22 protein-coding genes and 1 pseudogene are annotated in these 17,958 nt (G+C 64.8%); 9 read left to right on the forward strand and 14 right to left on the reverse strand.

The features are described 5' to 3' along the window. Positions 1 to 164: 164 nt before the first annotated feature. The 4 genes from AC04SI_RS11640 to AC04SI_RS11655 form a co-directional block, all read right to left on the reverse strand. Positions 165 to 581, reverse strand: a complete 417-nt coding sequence (locus AC04SI_RS11640) for a DUF1284 domain-containing protein (RefSeq protein WP_488474238.1) — start codon at positions 579 to 581, stop codon at positions 165 to 167. Between the two features lie 6 nt (positions 582 to 587). Then, entirely contained in the window at positions 588 to 1,187 is a 600-nt protein-coding gene (locus AC04SI_RS11645; protein WP_404277175.1) for a biotin transporter BioY, read from the reverse strand. Positions 1,188 to 1,348: 161 nt separating this feature from the next. Then, a complete protein-coding gene (locus AC04SI_RS11650) occupies positions 1,349 to 2,017 on the reverse strand; it encodes a GntR family transcriptional regulator (protein ID WP_404277174.1) in 669 nt (222 codons plus the stop codon). Between the two features lie 81 nt (positions 2,018 to 2,098). After that, a complete protein-coding gene (locus AC04SI_RS11655; RefSeq protein WP_006201983.1) occupies positions 2,099 to 3,115 on the reverse strand; it encodes a polyprenyl synthetase family protein in 1,017 nt (338 codons plus the stop codon). 161 nt (positions 3,116 to 3,276) lie between these two features. Here AC04SI_RS11655 and AC04SI_RS11660 point away from each other — a divergent pair, with 161 nt between their 5' ends. The 6 genes from AC04SI_RS11660 to moaB all read left to right on the forward strand — a co-directional run bounded on the left by AC04SI_RS11660 (position 3,277) and on the right by moaB (position 7,035). Beyond that, the gene (locus AC04SI_RS11660; RefSeq protein WP_404277173.1) at positions 3,277 to 3,501 is read left to right on the forward strand and encodes a putative signal transducing protein; all 225 of its coding nucleotides are present in this window, start codon (positions 3,277 to 3,279) and stop codon (positions 3,499 to 3,501) included. Continuing rightward, the gene (locus tag AC04SI_RS11665) at positions 3,501 to 4,301 is read left to right on the forward strand and encodes a tRNA1(Val) (adenine(37)-N6)-methyltransferase (protein WP_488474239.1); all 801 of its coding nucleotides are present in this window, start codon (positions 3,501 to 3,503) and stop codon (positions 4,299 to 4,301) included. Before AC04SI_RS11660 ends, AC04SI_RS11665 begins: the two co-directional genes overlap by 1 nt. Positions 4,302 to 4,442: 141 nt before the next feature. After that, positions 4,443 to 5,306 (forward strand): S49 family peptidase, encoded by an 864-nt coding sequence (locus AC04SI_RS11670; protein ID WP_192183616.1) that lies wholly within the window; start codon positions 4,443 to 4,445, stop codon positions 5,304 to 5,306. Between the two features lie 83 nt (positions 5,307 to 5,389). Beyond that, positions 5,390 to 5,575, forward strand: a complete 186-nt coding sequence (locus tag AC04SI_RS11675; protein ID WP_006201979.1) for a hypothetical protein — start codon at positions 5,390 to 5,392, stop codon at positions 5,573 to 5,575. 25 nt (positions 5,576 to 5,600) lie between these two features. Further along, on the forward strand, positions 5,601 to 6,497 hold the full coding sequence (locus tag AC04SI_RS11680; protein ID WP_488474240.1) for a 4-(cytidine 5'-diphospho)-2-C-methyl-D-erythritol kinase: 897 nt from the start codon (positions 5,601 to 5,603) through the stop codon (positions 6,495 to 6,497). Then, positions 6,484 to 7,035: a molybdenum cofactor biosynthesis protein B gene (gene moaB / locus AC04SI_RS11685; RefSeq protein WP_404277169.1), complete on the forward strand. Its 552-nt coding sequence runs from the start codon at positions 6,484 to 6,486 to the stop codon at positions 7,033 to 7,035. Before AC04SI_RS11680 ends, moaB begins: the two co-directional genes overlap by 14 nt. Before the next feature lie 9 nt (positions 7,036 to 7,044). On the opposite strand, the gene AC04SI_RS11690 is transcribed toward moaB, so the two are convergent. Together AC04SI_RS11690 and AC04SI_RS11695 are read right to left on the reverse strand one after the other, a co-directional pair. Beyond that, the gene (locus AC04SI_RS11690) at positions 7,045 to 8,016 is read right to left on the reverse strand and encodes a hypothetical protein (protein ID WP_404277168.1); all 972 of its coding nucleotides are present in this window, start codon (positions 8,014 to 8,016) and stop codon (positions 7,045 to 7,047) included. A 204-nt stretch (positions 8,017 to 8,220) separates the two neighbouring features. After that, positions 8,221 to 8,724 carry a glycosyltransferase family 2 protein gene (locus AC04SI_RS11695; protein ID WP_488474241.1) on the reverse strand — a complete coding sequence of 168 codons (504 nt, stop codon included), beginning with the start codon at positions 8,722 to 8,724 and terminating at the stop codon, positions 8,221 to 8,223. Positions 8,725 to 8,874: 150 nt separating this feature from the next. Here AC04SI_RS11695 and AC04SI_RS11700 point away from each other — a divergent pair, with 150 nt between their 5' ends. Together AC04SI_RS11700 and rnhB are read left to right on the forward strand one after the other, a co-directional pair. After that, positions 8,875 to 10,029, forward strand: a complete 1,155-nt coding sequence (locus tag AC04SI_RS11700) for a PA0069 family radical SAM protein (RefSeq protein ID WP_006201974.1) — start codon at positions 8,875 to 8,877, stop codon at positions 10,027 to 10,029. Between the two features lie 159 nt (positions 10,030 to 10,188). After that, a complete protein-coding gene (gene rnhB, locus AC04SI_RS11705) occupies positions 10,189 to 10,884 on the forward strand; it encodes a ribonuclease HII (RefSeq protein WP_404277165.1) in 696 nt (231 codons plus the stop codon). 118 nt (positions 10,885 to 11,002) lie between these two features. Here rnhB and AC04SI_RS11710 read toward each other — a convergent pair whose 3' ends face one another. From AC04SI_RS11710 to AC04SI_RS11740, 7 genes are all read right to left on the reverse strand, one after another. Further along, complete coding sequence (locus tag AC04SI_RS11710; RefSeq protein WP_006206604.1) at positions 11,003 to 11,494, reverse strand: F0F1 ATP synthase subunit B; 492 nt, start codon at positions 11,492 to 11,494, stop codon at positions 11,003 to 11,005. 10 nt (positions 11,495 to 11,504) lie between these two features. Beyond that, positions 11,505 to 12,101 carry a F0F1 ATP synthase subunit B gene (locus tag AC04SI_RS11715; protein WP_488474242.1) on the reverse strand — a complete coding sequence of 199 codons (597 nt, stop codon included), beginning with the start codon at positions 12,099 to 12,101 and terminating at the stop codon, positions 11,505 to 11,507. A 65-nt stretch (positions 12,102 to 12,166) separates the two neighbouring features. Continuing rightward, a complete protein-coding gene (locus tag AC04SI_RS11720) occupies positions 12,167 to 12,391 on the reverse strand; it encodes a F0F1 ATP synthase subunit C (protein WP_006206606.1) in 225 nt (74 codons plus the stop codon). 66 nt (positions 12,392 to 12,457) lie between these two features. Then, positions 12,458 to 13,216 carry a F0F1 ATP synthase subunit A gene (locus tag AC04SI_RS11725; protein ID WP_488474243.1) on the reverse strand — a complete coding sequence of 253 codons (759 nt, stop codon included), beginning with the start codon at positions 13,214 to 13,216 and terminating at the stop codon, positions 12,458 to 12,460. Between the two features lie 67 nt (positions 13,217 to 13,283). Beyond that, positions 13,284 to 13,679: an AtpZ/AtpI family protein gene (locus AC04SI_RS11730; protein ID WP_488474244.1), complete on the reverse strand. Its 396-nt coding sequence runs from the start codon at positions 13,677 to 13,679 to the stop codon at positions 13,284 to 13,286. 268 nt (positions 13,680 to 13,947) lie between these two features. Further along, the gene (locus tag AC04SI_RS11735; protein WP_404277154.1) at positions 13,948 to 15,132 is read right to left on the reverse strand and encodes a cell wall hydrolase; all 1,185 of its coding nucleotides are present in this window, start codon (positions 15,130 to 15,132) and stop codon (positions 13,948 to 13,950) included. A gap of 141 nt (positions 15,133 to 15,273) precedes the next feature. After that, on the reverse strand, positions 15,274 to 16,575 hold the full coding sequence (locus tag AC04SI_RS11740) for an MFS transporter (RefSeq protein ID WP_404277152.1): 1,302 nt from the start codon (positions 16,573 to 16,575) through the stop codon (positions 15,274 to 15,276). Positions 16,576 to 16,688: 113 nt separating this feature from the next. Between AC04SI_RS11740 and AC04SI_RS11745 the strand changes: the two genes are divergently transcribed. Beyond that, positions 16,689 to 17,609: a LysR substrate-binding domain-containing protein gene (locus AC04SI_RS11745; RefSeq protein ID WP_404277149.1), complete on the forward strand. Its 921-nt coding sequence runs from the start codon at positions 16,689 to 16,691 to the stop codon at positions 17,607 to 17,609. A gap of 223 nt (positions 17,610 to 17,832) precedes the next feature. On the opposite strand, the pseudogene AC04SI_RS11750 reads toward AC04SI_RS11745, so the two are convergent. Further along, positions 17,833 to 17,958, reverse strand: a pseudogene (locus tag AC04SI_RS11750) (IS110 family transposase); the annotation flags it as partial.

The raw sequence follows: 17,958 nt of genomic DNA on the forward strand, positions 1-17,958 counted from the left end.
CAGACGCAATCCCCAAGTCGGCGGGACCGCCATAGACTCGTACTTTTCCGGGCAAAGCATGGCCTTTTTGGGGTCAGGCTTCAATCCGGGTCGAATTCACAATCGGGTCACCCGATCAACAAACCATGGCGACGACGCATCATAGCAGATTGCGGACGCGGACCCTACACCCTGGTATCGCGATAGGTGTTGATGGCAACAGTGGTGCACAGGCCGGCCCACTCGCAGCCCTGGCAGGCCTCACGCGTCAGGCCGGCTGAAAAGGCGGCGCGCATGCGGGCCAGGGCTGCCGCGTCAAGGCTCAGGCGGGCGCCGACCCGGATCGGCCGGGCGAGCAATTGCTCCACGTCGCCTGCCGCCAGCCGGTCCCGCTCGGCGGCACTTTCGCGCAGGCAGTGCGGTTCCGGCTCGCCGAGCAACGGGGCGCAGATATCGTCCGGACCCCAGACGATCAGGATGTCCTCGCCCCGGCGAAGGCGCTCGGCGATGCCGTCATAGTTGGCGATGAAGGCGGCGCTGTATCCCTTGCCGACATAGGTCAGCACGCAAAGCAGATGATGGGCGCGCAGCCTGACGGTCATCGCCGGCTATGATGCGGTTTTGGCCGGATTCGTCTTGTTGCCTGCAAACAACTTGAGCGTGGCGGCGCCGAGTGCGGACTTCAGCAAGCCGCCAACAATGAAGGGCAGGAAGCCGAAGGTGATGGCCTGTTCGGCGCCGATCATGACGGCAAGCCACGCCGTGCCGAGGACCAGGCAGGCGAGATTGCCGAGCACCATCGCGGCGAAGGCCAGCATCACCCGGTTGCCATTCCAGCCGCGCTCGGCCAGCCAGCCGACGAGCGCGCCGGTGAGCGGGAAGGCGAAGAGATAGCCCCCCGTCGGCCCGAGGAAATGCTGCACGCCGGCAGCACCGCCAGCCAGCACCGGGAAACCGACCGCGCCTTCGACGAGCCAGGCAGTGATGGTGATGGCGCCAAGCCGCCAGCCATAGAGCGCGCCGATCAGCGTCGCTGCGAAGGTCTGCATGGTCACCGGCACCGGCACCATCGGCACTTCGATGTAGGACGACAGCGCCAGAAAGAACGTGCCGAGGACGACGGCGCCAGCCTGCCAGCCAAGCGAGCGGTCTTGCAGGCGCAGCGGGCTGAAGGACGGCTTTGAGGACGAAAAAGCGATGTCGGTCACGGCGGCTTCCCTGGCTGTTTTGAAATTATAGATAATTTTTGCTTTTGATCTATTATCAAATCCATATTTACGGCGCGATGGCAAGCCCTCGCCCCGAAAAAGCTCCGAGATCGCATTGGGCATTTGCGCCCGGCGCTGGTCTTCAGCTGATTTTCCGATCCCTAGCCGACGATAGCGAAGGCGTCGCGGGTCCTGCCGGAGGCCGTCTTGACCGGCTTCTGGCCGATCCACTGCACATGCCGGCCAAGGGTGGCGGCGGCCGATTCGGCATTGCCCTGGCGGAGCGCGCTCAGGATCGCCCGGTGGTCCTGGTCGGTGCGGATTTCCCATTCCGAGCGCCAGGCGGCGAACAGGAAGCGGGCGCTTGCCGCGTGCAAATCGTCGATGGTGGCAAGCAGTCGCGGCATGCCGCACGGCTGAAGGATCAGCCGGTGGAAGGTGCGGTTGGCTTCCTCCCAGGAGCGGACGTCACGAGACTTGTCGCCGGCCTTGGTCGCCTCCTCGGCGAGATCGAGAATGGCTGCGGTCAGGTGCGGCGCGGCATGACGCAGCGCCAGCACTTCGAGTGCCGCCCGCATTTCGGCAACTTCCCTGACCTCGCCAAGGTCGAAAGACGCGACACGCACGCCACGGCGCGGCTCGCCGATCGCCAGCCCTTGCGCCTCCAGACGCCGGAACGCTTCGCGCACCGGGACATGGCTGGTCTGGAATTCCTCGGCGATATGGTCCTGTCGCAGCCGGGCGCCCGGTTCGATAGCGCCCGATATGATGCGGTCCGCCAGCACCTTGCTGATACGGACGGCGATGGTGTCGTCTGCGGTCTTTGCCATGATTTATAGATAATTTGCATCGCGACGGCTTGTCGAGACGGCCGTTGCGGATTTCGCGGCAAAGTTGCCTCGGCGCGGACCTCAGTTCACCCGGCTGATGCAGAAATCGATGACGTCGATCAGTGCCGATTTCTGCGGCGTCGCCTCCAGCGGCGCGAGCGCGTCGCGGGCGATCTCGCCGAAATGGCGGGCGCGGCCGATGGTGTCGGCGATGGCGCCGTGGCGGGTCATCAGGCCGATCGCTTTTTCCAGCCCGGCATCGTCGGTGACATTGTCCTCGATGGCGCGCTTCCAGAAGGTGCGTTCGGCCTTGGTGCCGCGCCGGTAGGCGAGGATCACCGGCAGCGTCACCTTGCCTTCGCGGAAATCGTCGCCGACATTTTTGCCCAGCTCCTTGCTGGAGCCGCCATAATCCAGCACGTCGTCGATGAGTTGGAAGGCAAGGCCGAGATTCATGCCATAGGAGCGCAGTGCCGCGCGATCGTTGCGCGTTGCCTGGGCGATCACCGGGCCGACTTCGGCGGCGGCCGAGAACAGCGCCGCGGTCTTGGCCTTGATGACGGCGAAATGCTCGTCCTCGGTGGTCTCCAAGTTCTTGGCGGCGGCAAGCTGCATCACCTCGCCCTCGGCGATGATCGAGGCCGCACTCGACAGGATGTCGAGCGCTTCCAGCGAGCCGACATCGACCATCATGCGGAACGCCTGGCCGAGCAGGAAATCGCCGACCAGCACGCTGGCCTGGTTACCCCAGATCATGCGCGCGGTCTTCTTGCCGCGGCGCATGCCGCTCTCGTCGACGACATCGTCGTGCAAAAGCGTGGCCGTGTGCATGAATTCGACCGATGTGGCGAGCTTGACGTGGCCTTCGCCGGAATAGCCGAACATCTGGGCTGCGGCCAAAGTCAGCATCGGCCGCAGCCTTTTGCCGCCGGACGAGATCAAATGGTTGGCGACCTCCGGGATCATTTCGACGTCGGAGCCGGCCTTCGACAGGATGAGTTCGTTGACGCGCCCCATATCGGCCGCCGTCAGGTCGATCAGGTCCTTGATGGAGGCGGCTTCCCGCTTCCCGTTTTCGATGTTGAGAACGACACCCACCACAAACACTCCCGTCTATTCCATGCGCACGACGGCACCCTGTCCCGGATGGACTCTAGGGCGGCACCCACGGGCACGGCAAGAGGCGAATTGGCGCGGTTGCAACCGGCAAGGCGATCGCCCACGTTTACAGGAACGCCGCAACCTGCGATTTTCGTCCGATGATAGAACTCATCCGCACCAACGATGCCGTGATCATCTCCTTTGTCGAATCGCTGATGCGCGACGCCGGCATTGCCTGTTTCGTCGCCGACCAGAACATGAGCGTGCTCGATGGTTCGATCGGCATCCTGCCCCGGCGCGTCATGGTCGACGCCGACCAGGCGGAGGCGGCGCGGCGCATTCTGACGGATGCCGGCATCGCCAACGAGATCCGCCGAGAATAATGTCCGCTTCACCCGCCGCCCTTGTTCCGGACACGCCGGCCCACACGGTCGACGGCTTCCATCGCGGCCGCTTCTGGCTGGTGCAGCCCCGGTCGGGTGGGCACCGCGCCGGCATGGACGCCATGATGCTGGCCGCTGCCGTGCCATCCTCCTTCGCCGGCCGGCTTGCCGATTTCGGCGCCGGCGCCGGCGCTGCGGGCCTGGCGGTGCTGTCGCGCTGTGCTTCTGCCCGGGCCGTGCTGGTCGAACGCTCCGAGGAAATGGCGGGATACGCGGCGACCACGCTTGCCCATCCCGGCAATGCCCATCTCGGCGATCGCGCCTCGGTGCTGGCCGCCGATGTCACGCTGTCGGGCAAGGCGAGAGGCGACGCCGGCCTTGCCGACAATTCCTTCGATTTCGTCATCATGAACCCGCCCTTCAACGCCGCCGAGGATCGCGCCACGCCCGACCCGCTGCGCAAGCAGGCCCATGTCATGGAGGACGGGCTGTTCGAGAGCTGGATCCGCAGTGCAGCAGCGGTCGTGAGGCCGCGCGGCGGGCTGGCCGTCATTGCCCGGCCGGAGCAGCTCGGCGCGCTTCTCGACGCGATCGAGGGCCGCTTCGGCGATGCCGAAATGCTCTCTGTCCACCCTCGCCCCGAGGCGGCGGCGATCCGCATCGTCGTCAGGGCAGCGCTCGGCGCGCGCGGAAAGCTGTCGATCCGCCCGCCGCTGATGCTGCATGGTGAATCGGGCAACGGACCAGCGGAACGGACCGAGATGATCAACAACGGACTGGCGTCGCTGTTCGGCGATTGATCCTGCCGGCCACGTGGCATTGCTGTTGGCCGGAAAATCCCTACATGCCCGGAGCAAGATTGCCGCGCCGTCCGAAAAAAAGAATTGACCGAACCTGACCTTATCTTGCTCTTTGCACATTGCCCCGGAGATCCTCCCCTCGTGAAACGCCTTTTGAACCGCCTGCTGCCGAAATCCTGGCGCTCCAGTGTCGTCACCGTTCCGGTCATCCGGCTGCAGGGGACCATCATGCCCGGCGGCGGCCAGTTCCGGCCGAGCCTGTCGCTGGCATCGACCGCCGGCCTAATCGAAAAGGCGTTTTCCTTCGATGCGCCAGTCGTCGCCATTTCGATCAATTCGCCTGGCGGTTCGCCGGTGCAGTCGCGGCTGATCTTCAAGCGCATCCGCGACCTGGCGACGGAAAAGGACAAGAAGGTGCTGGTCTTCGTCGAAGACGTCGCGGCATCGGGCGGCTACATGATCGCGGTCGCCGGCGACGAGATCTTCGCCGACCCCTCCTCCATCGTCGGCTCGATCGGCGTGGTGTCGGCCTCGTTCGGCTTTCCCGAACTGATGAAGAAGATCGGCGTCGAGCGCCGCGTGCACACGGCCGGCCAGAACAAGGCCGTGCTCGACCCGTTCAAGCCGGAGAAGAAGGAAGACGTCGAGCGGCTGAAAGCGCTGCAGCTCGAGGTGCATGAGACCTTCATCGACCTCGTCAAGGAGCGGCGCGGCACCAGGCTCAAGGACGACCCGGACCTGTTCACCGGCCTGTTCTGGACCGCAAAGAAAGGTCTTGAGCTCGGCCTTGTCGACGCGCTGGGCGATATGCGCACCGTGCTCAAGACCCGCTTCGGGCCGAAGACCCAGCTCAAGCTGATCACAGCGCCGCGCGGCCTGTTCGGCCGCTTCGGCCTGTTCGGCTCGCGCAGCGGCTTTTCGGCGCCCGATATTGCCGCAGTGGCTGCCAGCGGCATCATCGATGCGGCGGAAGAGCGCGCGCTATGGGCGCGCTTCGGGCTTTGAAAAAACGGTGAAAACGTCTAGCATGTCCGCTTGACCGACCCGACCGGCCGCCTTCGCCGCCTTTTCGAGGGAGGAGTTTTGAGATGCCGCAGATCATTTTCTTCGTCGCCGTTGGCGTGCTTGCCTATGTCGGCTATCGCTCCTTCGTCAGGGAAGCCGAACGCGTGACGGCCAAGATCCGGCGCACCGAAAAACAGGCGGCCAACGGTACGATGGGAACGCTGGTCAAGGACCCCAAGACCGGCGAATACCGCCTGGCCAAGGACTGACAGCATTTCCCTTGCAGCCGACACATTGAACGCCGAGGCCGAAGCCCGGATATGGCTTGCGCCCGCCAAGATCAACCTGGCGCTGCATGTCACCGGCAGGCGCGCCGACGGCTATCACCTGATCGAGAGCCTCGCCGTCTTCACCCGCTTCGGCGACAGGGTCGAGATCGAGCGCGCCGACAGCGATCTTTTTTCCGTGTCCGGCAAGTACGCGTCCGCGGTCCCGCTCGACGACAGCAATCTGGTGGTGAAGGCTCGCGAGGCGCTGCGGCGGGAAGCCGGCCTGCGACGGACGCCGCCTGTCGCCATCAGGCTGGAAAAGAACCTGCCGATCGCTTCAGGCGTCGGCGGCGGATCGAGCGATGCGGCGGCGGTGCTGCGCGGGCTTGTCCATGCCTGGGCACTGGATGTCGATGACGCCGAACTGGCGCGGATCGGCCTTGCGCTTGGCGCCGACATTCCCATGTGCCTGGCAGCAAAACCCCTGGTCGCGCGTGGTATCGGTGACGAGCTGTCGAGCGTGCCGGATTTTCCGGCGCTTGGCCTGGTTCTGGTCAATCCAGGCACCGCCGTCTCCACGGCCGAGGTGTTCAACGCGCTTGCCAGCCGGGACAATGACATGCTGCCGCCGCTGCCGCGCACGATCGACTTCCACAGCATCCGCAACTGGCTGGAGATCACGCGCAACGATCTCGAACCGGCAGCCCGCGCGATCCAGCCGGCCATCGGCAAGGCGTTGTCGGTGCTGAACAAGGCCGGGGCGGGATTTGCCCGCATGTCGGGCTCCGGCGCCACCTGCTTCGGACTGTTCGAAACAGGTAATGTCGCCAAGCGCGCCGCACTCGACATACGCAGCCGCCATCCGGACTGGTTCGTTGCCGCGACGCGAAGCATGGAGGCCGACGCCCATGGCCAGGATTGACGAGACACGCCCCTTCATTCCGGTGCGCATCGCGGTTCTGACCGTTTCCGACACGCGCAGCCTTGCCGACGACAAGTCCGGCCAGACCCTGGCCGACCGCATCGCGGAGGCCGGCCACATCCTTGCCGCCCGCGACATCGTCACCGACGACCGCGACAAGATCCGCGACAAGGTGCTTGGCTGGTCGCAAGACAAGGACATCGATGTCGTCATCACCACTGGCGGCACCGGTTTCACCGGCCGCGACGTGACGCCGGAGGCGCTGGAACCGATCTTCGAAAAGCGCATGGACGGCTTTTCCGAAGTGTTCCACCGCATCTCCTACGACAAGATCGGCACCTCGACGATCCAGAGCCGGGCGACCGGCGGCGTCGTCAACGCCACCTTCGTCTTCGTGCTGCCGGGCTCGCCCGGCGCCTGCAAGGACGCCTGGGACGGCATTTTGAAGCCGCAGCTCGACTACCGGCACATGCCTTGCAACTTCGTCGAGATCATGCCCCGCCTGGACGAGCATCTCAGGCGCGGCAAGACCGGATAAGATCCCGGATCAGCGGATGACCGGCTCGCCGTGGAAGCGACGGCGCGACGGCGCCGAGACGCCGAAGCCGACTTCCATCATCAGACGCGGCGTGCGCGTCGGCACGGTACCCATATGGAAACCGAACGGATCCTCGACGAAGCCGAGGCCGGCTTCTCCGGTCAGCGTCACCGGGCTGTCGTCGCCGTAGACGTCGAGGACGTCCTGCGCCGGATGGCCGACGAGCAGCGTCAGCTGATGCTTTACGGCGCGGCGCTTGTGGCTGCCGCGGACATAGACATGCGGACCGGTGTCGGCATCGACGGGCTTGAGATAGAAGAAGAATTTCAGCATCCGCCAGTCGTCGAGGTCGAAGTGGTATTTGCCGAGCGACGCCAGGTTCTTGTCGGCATCCGAGGCCGCGCCGGTCGGAAAGCTCCACCAGACGCGCGTCGTGATCAACTTCGCCTGGCCGCCGAGATAGTGCGCGGCGATATCAAGCAGCAGCGGGTCGCGCTGAATGGCCAAAGCAGCATCGCAATCGAGGATACGTTCGAAAAAATGCCCGCTGAGCAATGGGCGGCCAAAACGCTTTTCGGCCTCGGCATGCTCGCCCGGCATGAATTCGAGACGACGATCGAAATTGCCGAAGCACGGCGTGCGCTCGGCAAAAGCGGCGATTTCCTCGTGAATGGCCTGCGGCAGCACCAGCCCTGAAAACAGCCCGTCCGCTTTCAATGCGCCGACGGCCGCGGCGCGGTCGACGCCGGCAAACATCGTATCTGTGTTGCGTGCCGGCTTGGCCTGCTTGGCACCAAGCCAGTGCAGGCGCCGCCCCGGCATGGTGCGGGCGAGGACGAACATTGGCAGCCAGGCGGGATTCTCGCGAAGGTCGGTCAGATAGGTCGGGATGCGCGCGGCCATACGGCGCAACATGCTGCCATTTCGCGCAATTGCCTCCAAGCTGGCGGCGCCGGATTTGTCAGGGCTTGTAAAGGTCATCGGGTCCTCGGGTATGAATGCGGCGCCGACGCAGCGTTGCTCACCGCTCCGGCATTACCCAAACCCGATTGTCCCGCATGAAGGGAATGCTACGCCCACGCCATGTTTTGTGCAATGCACAATAGACAACGCGCCTGCAATAAATTCCCGTAGTGTGGAAACGAGTGAAGCTCCGTCCGTTCGCGAAGGCAGGGCAAAAGAGCCTCACTTCGACGGCGCGACCCAGATCTCCGCGTTGAGCCTCCTGGTCGCAAGGCCGCGCGCGATGGCCTCGGCGCCGCGGGCGCTTTTCGACAGAGCTGTGGCTTGGCGTTTGCTGATCACCAGCCCCTCGGCCAGGGCCCGGTTGCCCGAAAAGACGCGCGCCAGGAACGGCGTGCGGCTGCCGCGCGCCCGCGCAAACCGCGCCGGCATGGTTTGCCTCGCGGTGTGGGCGACAACCTCGTCGATCCAGCCTTCCGAAAGCCGCGCGCCAGGCTCCACCAACAGCAGCCAGTCGCCCTTGGCCTGCCTGATGCCGGCCGCGATGCCGCCGGCGACATAGTGGCAGCCGGCATGCTCGGCGACACGGTGCGTCTGGTCGGTCGAGCCGTTGTCGCAGACGATCACATCGCGCACCACGCCCTCGACCGCGCCGCCGATCAGCGAGGCGAGCGTGCGGGCAAGGCCCTCTTCGTCGTTCATGGTTTCGATGAGAACACTGAGCATGGTTAGCCGAATAGCGGAAAGCCGTAGGCCGCGCCAGTTTTTGCATCGCGGCATAAAAAGTTCTTGCTTTGTTCTCATCGACAAAATAGGAATAGTTTCATGAACAGAGCGATTCGACGGCCTGCTGACAGTCCCTGGGAGAGGGCAAAGATGGAACAGATCGTGCGTGCCGACATTGCAGCCTTTGGGGCCGGGAGAGCCGAGATGGCGAATGCGATGATCGAGCAGAGCGGCATGCGCGTGCGGCCGGACCGCAATCGCGGCCGCTCCGCCGGCATCAATCCGTCCGGCCGCTTCGAGCCGGTCAGCCGGCATGTCTTCGACGACGGCTGGAATTCGCTGGAGGAACTGCCGCCGTTCAAGACCGAGGTGCAGGTCGAGAAGCCGCGCACGATCATTACCCGCAATGAGTCGCCCGACATTTCCTTCGACCGCTCGATCAACCCCTATCGTGGCTGCGAGCATGGCTGTGTCTACTGCTTCGCCAGGCCGACGCACGCCTTCATGGGCCTGTCGCCGGGGCTCGACTTTGAATCGAAGCTGTTCGCCAAGCCGGACGCGGCACGGATGCTCGACAAGGAATTGTCGAAGCCCGGCTACCAGCCGCGCACCATCGCTATCGGCACCAATACCGATCCCTACCAGCCGATCGAGAAACAGTACCGGATCATGCGCGAGATCCTCGAAGTGCTGGAAGCCCGCGGCCATCCGGTCGGCATCGTCACCAAATCGGCGCTGGTGACGCGCGACATCGACATATTGTCGCGCATGGCCGAGCGCGGGCTGGCCAAGGTGGCGCTGTCGGTGACGACATTGGACCGGATGCTGGCCAGAACGATGGAGCCACGCGCGTCGACGCCGACCAAGCGGCTGGAGGCGATCCGACAGCTTTCGGACGCAGGCATTCCGGCCTCCGTCATGGTGGCGCCGATCATACCCGGCCTGACCGATCCGGAGATGGAGCGCATCCTCGATTCGGCACGCGCCGCCGGCGCGCGCGAGGCCGGCTACGTCATACTTCGCCTGCCGCTGGAGGTGGCGCCGATCTTCAAGGACTGGCTGCTGCGCCACTATCCCGACCGCTACCGCCACGTGATGTCGCTGATCCGTTCGATGCGCGACGGCAAGGACTACGATTCGGAATGGGGCAAGCGCATGAAGGGTGCGGGACCCTATGCCTGGCAGATCGGCCGCCGCTTCGAGATCACCGCCAAGCGGCTCGGCCTCAACGCCGAGCGGCGGACGCTCAGGACCGACCAGTTCGTCGCCGCGGCCAATGCCACGGAGCAGTTGATGCTGCTTTAAGGAAGATCGCGCACCGGCCTTCGCCGGCCGGTGCATGAGAAAAGAATCCCGTCCGGCCCTGTCCCCCCGGCCTGCAGACGGTGCCCTCCCGGTCCGGCGCCCCACCCCGACCCGGAGGGACTTGCGGAGAATCGGAGCCGATGCGAACCTCGCCGCAACATGGCTCGCGCGCGTTCCGATTCTCCGCTTCTTTTCGAAATCGTCGAGAAGCCCGACTTCTCCTTCGAGACGAAGGCGATGGCCGAAGGCCTGTGGCCGGTGGCGGGGATGGACGAGGCCGGTCGCGGACCGCTGGCCGGGCCGGTCGTCGCGGCGGCGGTGGTGCTCAATCCCGCCAACATCCCGGAAGGGCTCGACGATTCCAAGCGCCTGACGCACCTGCAGCGGGAGGCGCTGTTCGCCAGGATCCTCGGATCCGCCGTAGCCGTCTCGATGGCCTCGATCAGCGCCGAAGGCATCGACGGCAGCAATATCCTCAAGGCCAGCCTGGAGGCGATGCGCCGCGCGGTCGCCGGTCTTTCCGTGCAGCCTAAGCTGGCGCTGGCCGACGGGCGTGACGTGCCGCCGGGCCTCACATGCGCCGGGCGCGCGCTGATCAAGGGCGACCAGCGCTCGCAGTCGATCGCCGCCGCCTCGATCGTCGCCAAGGTGATGCGCGACCGCATGATGTGTAGCTGCGGCAACCACCACGACCGCTACGGCTTCGAGGTCCATATGGGCTATGCCACGGCCCGCCACCGCACGGCGATCGAAGCACACGGCCCGGTGGCGCGGCTGCACCGTGTGTCGTTTGCGCCGTTCCGGCTGGGCGGAGCTGAGGTGGTCGAAGAAGAGAGCTTCGCTGGGTTGGAATGAGGCGGCGGCGACAGCCGATCTCCCCCCTCGTGGGGGAGATTACGCGCTCAGCCGCCCCGCAAAACAAAAAAGCCGCCAGGTCGCCCGGGCGGCTTCATGCTAGCGGCTCGAAGACCACTCAGTTCAGCTTGGCCTTCACGTCCTGCAGCGAAGCCTTGAACAGGTCGGCGCCGGCCTTGGCGTCGATCTTGCCGGCAAGCAACGCGCGCGCCGCTTCGACGGCGATGTCGACGGCGCTGGCGCGGACTTCGGCGACTGCCTCGCGCTCGGCCTGGCCGATCTTTTGCTCGGCAAGCGCGGTGCGGCGGGCGACATAGTCTTCGGTCTTCTTGTGTGCCTCGGCGGCGAGCAGGTCGGCCTCGCGCTTGGCGGCGGCGACGATGTCGGCGGCCTCCTGCTCGGCTTCTTTGCGCTTCTTCTGATACTGGCCGAGCAGCTGCTGGGCCTCTTCGCGCAACCGACGGGCTTCCTCGAGCTCGTTGCTGATCTTGGCGGCGCGGGCGTCGAGCGCCTTGGCGATCAGGCCCGGCACCTTGATGTAGACGGCAACGCCGAGGAAGATGACTAGGGCAACCGTGGCCCAGACTGTCGCGAGAGATGTGGCGTCCATGATGCGCTCCTCACCGGGCCACGGATTTGACCGCGACCGCGATCTCGGCCTTGCTGGCCTTGCCGCCGACAAGCGCCTCGACGATGGCCGAAGCGGTGTCCTCTGCGATCGAGCCGACTTCCTTCATGGCGCTGGCCTTGATGGAAGCGATGCTGGCTTCGGCCTCGCCGAGCTTCTTGTCGAGGGCGGCCTCGACCTTCTTGCGCGCGGACTCGGCCTCCGCCTTGGCGGCGTCGTTGGCCTGCTGGCCGATCGCGTTGGCCTTGGTCTTGGCTTCGGCCAGTTCCTGCTCGTAAGCGGCAACGGCGGCGTCGGCCTCGCCCTTCAGCTTGGCGGCGTGGTCGAGGTCCTGCGTGATGCGGTCGTTACGGACATCGATGATGCCGCCGAGACGCGGCATCACCACCCGCTTCAGGAACAGGTAGAACAGCCCGAAGGTGATCGCCAGCCACAGAAGCTGCGACGGGAACGTCGCCGGATCGAATGGCGGGAAGGTGCCGTGCGCCTCGCCGGGCACCGCGGTGCCGGCATGCGTTTCGGCTCCCGCACCGGCGGTGCCTTCGGCAGCCGGCGCTGACTCTTCTGCAAAGGCAGATGTCACGAACATGGACTATCCCCTGATATCAGGCCTGCCGCAGGATCGCGGCCGACCTGTACAATCTTCCCGAGTGCTCAGCCGAACAGAGCCAGAAGCGCGATGAGAAGGGAGAAGATGCCCAGCGCTTCGGTCACGGCGAAGCCGAAGATCAGGCGGCCGAACTGACCATCGGCGGCCGACGGGTTGCGCAGAGCGCCCGCCAGGTAGCTGCCGAAGATGTTGCCGAGGCCAATGCCCGCGCCGCCCATGCCCAGGCAAGCGATACCAGCGCCGATGTACTTAGCTGCTTCTGCGTCCATTTCAAACTCCTTTGGATCTATAATTCCGTTGCATTTCCATCCGGCGGCAATGCCGGAAACTTGGTGTCAGTGCCCGGGATGCAGGGCGTCGTTCAGATACATGCAGGTCAGCACGGCAAAGACGTAGGCCTGCAGGAAGGCGACCAGCAACTCAAGCGCCGTAAGCGCCACGGCCATGGCCAGCGGCAGAACCGAACCGGCGATACCGACCGCGCCGAGCGCGCTCAGGCTGACGACGAACCCGGAGAACACCTTGAGCGTGATGTGGCCGGCCAGCATGTTGGCGAACAGACGAACCGAGAGGCTGACCGGGCGCGACACGAAGGAGATCACTTCGATCAGCACCACCAGTGGGAGCAGGAACACCGGCACGCCATGCGGCACGAACAGCTTCAGGAAGCCGAGGCCATGCTTCATGAAGCCGTAGACGACCACGGTCCCGATGACCAGCGCGGCGAGGCCGAAGGTGACGATGATGTGGCTGGTGACGGTGAAGAAATAAGGGAACAGGCCGAGCAGGTTGGCGACCAGAACGAACATGAACAGCGAAAAGACGAAGGGGAAGAACTTCAACCCTTGCGTTCCCGCGGCGTCCCTCAGCATGTTCGAGACGAACTCGTAGGCCATCTCCGAAACCGACTGCAGGCGGCCCGGAACAAGGCTGCGGCTTGCGATGGTGAGATAGAGGAAAGCCGATGCGACGGCGACCGTCGCGACCATGAACAGCGCGGAATTGGTGAAGGACAGATCGTAGCCGCCGATGTTGATCGGAATCAGCTTGACGATATGGAACTGGTGGATCGGATCGACCTTGTCAGCAGCCACTTTACATCCCCGTCAAAGCCGCATGCGGCTTCAGTGTCCTGTTTCGCGCCTTTGACGGCGCCTCGTCCTAGTCTTTCGGATCGCGCGTTTTATCGCCCTGTCCGAATTGCGCCACCAGTCCCGCCGCGCGCAGGACATTGAGCACGCCGGCGCCAAAACCCAGCAGCAGGCCGACGATCAGACCCCATGGCGAGGTTCCCGCCACTCGGTCCAAGAACCAGCCAAGGCCGACGCCCACCACTATGCCGGCGATGAACTCGCTGGATAGTTTGAGCGCTTGGCCATATCCGGCCACACTGCCCGCTTTCGCGTCTTTCCCCTCGAGCCGGTCCGGCCGTCTTGTCGCAAGCGATGCTTCAAGATCGCGCCGGCGGCGCTCAAGATCGTCATCGCGGATGTCGGGTTCGTGCTGTTTGCCGCGGCCGGTTTCTCCGGTTCCGTCTGGCCCATTCTTGTCGGCCATCGCAACCCCCCCTGCCCGGTCAGATCGTCGCCGTCCGTCCGCTACCAAAGTCGCCGGCAACATAGTTAGAGGGTCCGCGCCCGTCAAGCCACGGGCCGAACTTCAATGTGATGTATTTTTCCTAGCTAAATCAATCACTTATTTAGGTGCGACATCGTGCCCGCCGCAGTTGCGGGCATGTACCTGCCGAATCCTTGCAGCGATGGGTCTTTGGCCGCCGGGCCTTGAAGCCTCTTCGGGTCGCCGCGAACGCCTGTTCAGGGAATACTCAGCTCCAGCCGCCGCCATAGGTACGATAGAAGATATGCAGGCCGATTTTGGTCATCCTCTTCATCGTGCGCGCCCAGCCCGGATGGACATAGTTGGCGTAATAATGGGTCGAGGAGCCGACTTCCGGAATGAAGATCTTGCCGGCGGTGACGGCCATGGCGACATCCTGGGCGGTCTTGTAGGCGACAGGATTTTCGATGCGCTTCTTGCGGCCGTCGCAGGCGAAGGAGAACTGGCAGCGATTGTACCAGTGGTCGTTCTGGTAGACGACGCCGCAGATCGAATTCGGATAGGCCGGGTTGCGAACGCGATTGAGGATGACCTGGGCGACGGCGGCCTGGCCGCGCACGGATTCGCCGCGCGCCTCGAAGTAGATGCCGTTGGCAAGGCATGCCTGCTCCTTCTTGGAGAAGACGCTGGCCGGCAGCGGGTTCTGGATCCAAGAGTGATCGCCCTTGCTCATCGGCGGGATGAAGCGGCCGTTGTTCGGCTGCTCGTCCTGCAGCAGGGCCTCGAAGGGCGAGGCCTTGGCGTAATCGGGTTCGGCCTGCGCATAGGCGGTGGCCAGCACATCCGGTTTGTCATTGTTGACGAGAGCCGCCAGCATGGCCGGGACGCCGGGATCGGGCTTCTCCTCCTCGCGGATATGGAAGGCCTGGGCGATCTGGATTTCCTTGCCTTTTATGCCAGGCTTGGCGAAGGCGAGCTTCAGGCCACTGTCCATGCTCGGGCGCAGCAGCGAGGAGGTGCGCTCGAAGATCGAGCCGGCGTTGAAGTTCTTCGGCGGCGCCACCGGCGAGATCTGGACGATGCGGCCCTTCTTGTCGGCGCGCGCGATACGATCCTCGTCGGGTGTCGTGCCGGCGACATTGCCCTTGCCGCGAAACGATACGCTGCCGATGCCGGGCAACTTGACGCCCGACCCGGAGATCGAGCCGGTGGAGACGGAATCGACGAACGGCATTTCGGCGGCGTGCACCGAACCGGCGACGGATTTTTCGACATAGGCGTTCCAGCGGGCGTTCGGCTTCTCCAGGCCGGAGACCAGGCTGGTCATGTCCTGATAGGCAATGACGGTCGGAAAGCCGACCCAGATGCCGAGCCCGATGATGAAAGGAGATAGGAAGGAACGTTTTTTCTCACCGGCGACGGCGGCCAGCCGTTTCAAGACACGTCGATGCACGGAACTCTCCAGAAACGCAACTGACCCTCTGGAGAGCCAAAATGATGCATTAACCTTGATGGGGCGTTAACGGGTTCGATCGTGTTTTTTTGATGTTGATCCGAAACGGGGCGAACCTTGCGGCCCCAACCATGCAGGAAATCAGGCCGGCCGGAGGAAAATCGGCCAGGCGATCATCGCGCAGACGCCCGCCGCCAGCCATACTCCCGCCCACGACGAGACGAGCAGCAGTCCGGGAATGCCCGCCGGCACCAGGAAGAAGGCGATGAAGACGAAGCTGTTGGCGAGGCCGAGCGCCGTTCCGGCACGGCTGGCGCCGGCAAGGGTGGCGAGCTCGGTATAGGCGACACCATGCCAGGCGGAAACCGAGATGCCGGCAACGACCAGCACCATGGCGACGGCCGGCATCAGCACGGTCTGCCAGCCGGGCGTGGCGGCAGCCGCCAGGACCAGCAGGCCAAGGGCAGCGAAGGCGAGCGCGCTCAGCGCGCTGCACAGGCGCAGGAACGAACGGCGATTGCCATGGCGGTCGGTGAAGCGGCCGCTCCAGACGCGCAGGACCATGGCGCCGACCTGCACGGCGGCGAGGCTGGCGCTGATCACCAGCGTGCCCATGCCGGCGAAATCGTGCAGGAAGACGGAGGCGAAGGTGAGCACCGCGACCTGCGGAAAGCACAGCAGGCCGATTGCCGTCGCGAGGCGCCAGACCTCGATGTTGCGCAGCGGCGCCGGACCGGCTGGTTTTGCCGCAACGACGTTGCCGGCATCGTCTCCCGCCGGCGGCTGATGCAGCCAAAGCCAGGCGAAGCAGGCCGAGACCGCCGATGCCGACGCCAGAAGACCAAAGACCACGGCAAAGCCGTAGGCCGAGGCCAGCGACGGCAGGACAAGCGCACCGAGCCCGCCGCCGAGCGGCACGGCGGTCTGCCTGATGCTCATGGCAAAGCCGCGCTCGCCTTCGTGGAACCAGGCCATGATGGCGCGGCCGCTGGAGCCGTTGACGCTGCCGCCGAGCAGACCTGCAACCAGCAGGCCGGCGGCAAGCACGACAACGTCTGGAACATGCGATGCCGACGGCACGATGAAGAACGCCATGAGCAGGAGCCAGGCCGCGGTCGCGCCAAGCCCGGTCAGCAGCACGCCGCGATCGCCCCAGCGATCGGTGAGCACTCCCCAGGGCAGTTCGCTCAGCGCAACCCCCAATCCGAGAAGGCCGAGGGCAAGGCCGAGCTGGCCGTTGCCGAGGTGGTAGCCCTGGCGCATGAACACCGCCGTTGCCGGAATGCCGCTGAAGATGGTGGAGAAACTGGCATTGGCGGCGACGCCGATGCCGAGCACCTTCCAGCGGTGATTCCTATCGGGAGAAGCCTTGTTGGCAGACGTGACGATGCCCGGCCGAGGCCTGCCCTGGAGGCGGTTTGCGTGTGTGGCGATGACCGACATGGCGCGGCTCCTGTGATGATCTAGGATCTTGACGCACCGTCTCTACCGCCATAGCTTCATCCTGAATATCGGGAAGTTTTTGATATTCATTCCCGAAAAACAGGATTGTTATCATGCGACGCGTAACCTTCGACCTCGACGTCCTCAGAAGCTTCGTCACCGGCATGGAGCTTGGCAGTTTCGCCAAGGCCGCCGATCGCCTGGGGCGCTCGACCTCGGCGGTCAGTGCGCAACTGAAGAAGCTGGAGGAGCAGGCGGCGACACCGATCTTCCGTAAGTCCGGGCGCGGCCTGGCGCTGACCGAAGCCGGCGAGACGATGCTGGGCTATGCGCGCCGGCTGATCGAGCTCAACGACGAGGCGGCGTCGGCCATCCACGACGTCGAGTTGGAAGGCTGGGTAAGGCTCGGGCTGCAGGAGGATTTCGGCGAAGCGGTGCTGCCGGAAGTGCTGGGGCGCTTCGCCCGCGCCCATCCCAAGGTCAAGATCGAGGCGCGGATCGCACGCAGCCACGAACTTGCCGAGCGGATCACGGCGGGCAGCCTCGACATTGCGCTGGCCTGGCACAATGGCGCGACGCTGCCCTACAGCCGGCATGTCGCCGAGGTGCAGATGCGCTGGATCGGCATGGCACGGCTGATCGAGGCCGGGCTGCGCCAAGGCGAGCCGCTGCCGCTGGTGGCGCTGGAAGCGCCTTGCCTGCTGCGCACGGTGGCGACGGAAACGCTCGACCGCGCCGGCCTGTCGTGGCGGATGGCCTTTTCCAGCCCCAGCCTTGGCGGCATCTGGGCGGCGGTCGCCGCCGGGCTCGGACTGACGATCCGCACCGATATCGGCCTGCCCGCCAATGTCAGGGCAATGGCGCCACAGGCGGTTGGACTGCCCGCGCTGCCGAAAATGGCGCTGGTCCTGCATCAAAAGGAGGCCGAACTCGATCCCGTTGCGGCGCGCCTTGCCGACATATTGTTGCAGGCGACGCTGCAGGCGCTGCCCGAAAGTGCGGAGGCGGATGAGGTGCTGCGGGAAGTCGCTTAGTCTCTTAACGAGGTGGTTTCACAGTTCGAAACTGGTCAATCGCCAACCCACCGTACCCTGGAGGTTGGCCGCAGCCCATCAACTTCGTCATCCCAGGGCGAAGCAGGAGCGGAGCTCCGTCGCGAAGACCCTGGGATCCATGCCGTTACCTCGCGCAAAGGATGCAGCGGAGCAGAATTCTGGACGGTAGTGACGCTCAGACGTCACGGCATGGCAACTGTGTTCATGCGAATGCGGTTTTGTCTCGAATGATGGCGTTGAGAGTGATCAGAAGTTTTCTGGCGACAGCGACGATGGCGAGTTTCTTTGATCCGGAGCGAGCCGCGAGTGCAGCATAGAAGGCTTTGAA

The sequence above is a fragment of the Mesorhizobium sp. CNPSo 4689 genome (assembly GCF_057784325.1).

Excerpts from the sequence above, each read along its gene's own strand:
- AC04SI_RS11710 (WP_006206604.1), bottom strand. The coding sequence starts at position 11,494 with ATGGACGCCACATCTCTCGCGACAGTCTGGGCCACGGTTGCCCTAGTC.
- AC04SI_RS11740 (WP_404277152.1), bottom strand. The coding sequence starts at position 16,575 with ATGTCGGTCATCGCCACACACGCAAACCGCCTCCAGGGCAGGCCTCGG.
- AC04SI_RS11715 (WP_488474242.1), bottom strand. The coding sequence starts at position 12,101 with ATGTTCGTGACATCTGCCTTTGCAGAAGAGTCAGCGCCGGCTGCCGAA.
- AC04SI_RS11720 (WP_006206606.1), bottom strand. The coding sequence starts at position 12,391 with ATGGACGCAGAAGCAGCTAAGTACATCGGCGCTGGTATCGCTTGCCTG.
- AC04SI_RS11660 (WP_404277173.1), top strand. The coding sequence starts at position 3,277 with ATGATAGAACTCATCCGCACCAACGATGCCGTGATCATCTCCTTTGTC.
- AC04SI_RS11650 (WP_404277174.1), bottom strand. The coding sequence starts at position 2,017 with ATGGCAAAGACCGCAGACGACACCATCGCCGTCCGTATCAGCAAGGTG.
- rnhB (WP_404277165.1), top strand. The coding sequence starts at position 10,189 with ATGGCTCGCGCGCGTTCCGATTCTCCGCTTCTTTTCGAAATCGTCGAG.
- AC04SI_RS11665 (WP_488474239.1), top strand. The coding sequence starts at position 3,501 with ATGTCCGCTTCACCCGCCGCCCTTGTTCCGGACACGCCGGCCCACACG.
- AC04SI_RS11640 (WP_488474238.1), bottom strand. The coding sequence starts at position 581 with ATGACCGTCAGGCTGCGCGCCCATCATCTGCTTTGCGTGCTGACCTAT.
- AC04SI_RS11745 (WP_404277149.1), top strand. The coding sequence starts at position 16,689 with ATGCGACGCGTAACCTTCGACCTCGACGTCCTCAGAAGCTTCGTCACC.
- moaB (WP_404277169.1), top strand. The coding sequence starts at position 6,484 with ATGGCCAGGATTGACGAGACACGCCCCTTCATTCCGGTGCGCATCGCG.
- AC04SI_RS11675 (WP_006201979.1), top strand. The coding sequence starts at position 5,390 with ATGCCGCAGATCATTTTCTTCGTCGCCGTTGGCGTGCTTGCCTATGTC.
- AC04SI_RS11690 (WP_404277168.1), bottom strand. The coding sequence starts at position 8,016 with ATGACCTTTACAAGCCCTGACAAATCCGGCGCCGCCAGCTTGGAGGCA.
- AC04SI_RS11730 (WP_488474244.1), bottom strand. The coding sequence starts at position 13,679 with ATGGCCGACAAGAATGGGCCAGACGGAACCGGAGAAACCGGCCGCGGC.
- AC04SI_RS11695 (WP_488474241.1), bottom strand. The coding sequence starts at position 8,724 with ATGCTCAGTGTTCTCATCGAAACCATGAACGACGAAGAGGGCCTTGCC.
- AC04SI_RS11700 (WP_006201974.1), top strand. The coding sequence starts at position 8,875 with ATGGAACAGATCGTGCGTGCCGACATTGCAGCCTTTGGGGCCGGGAGA.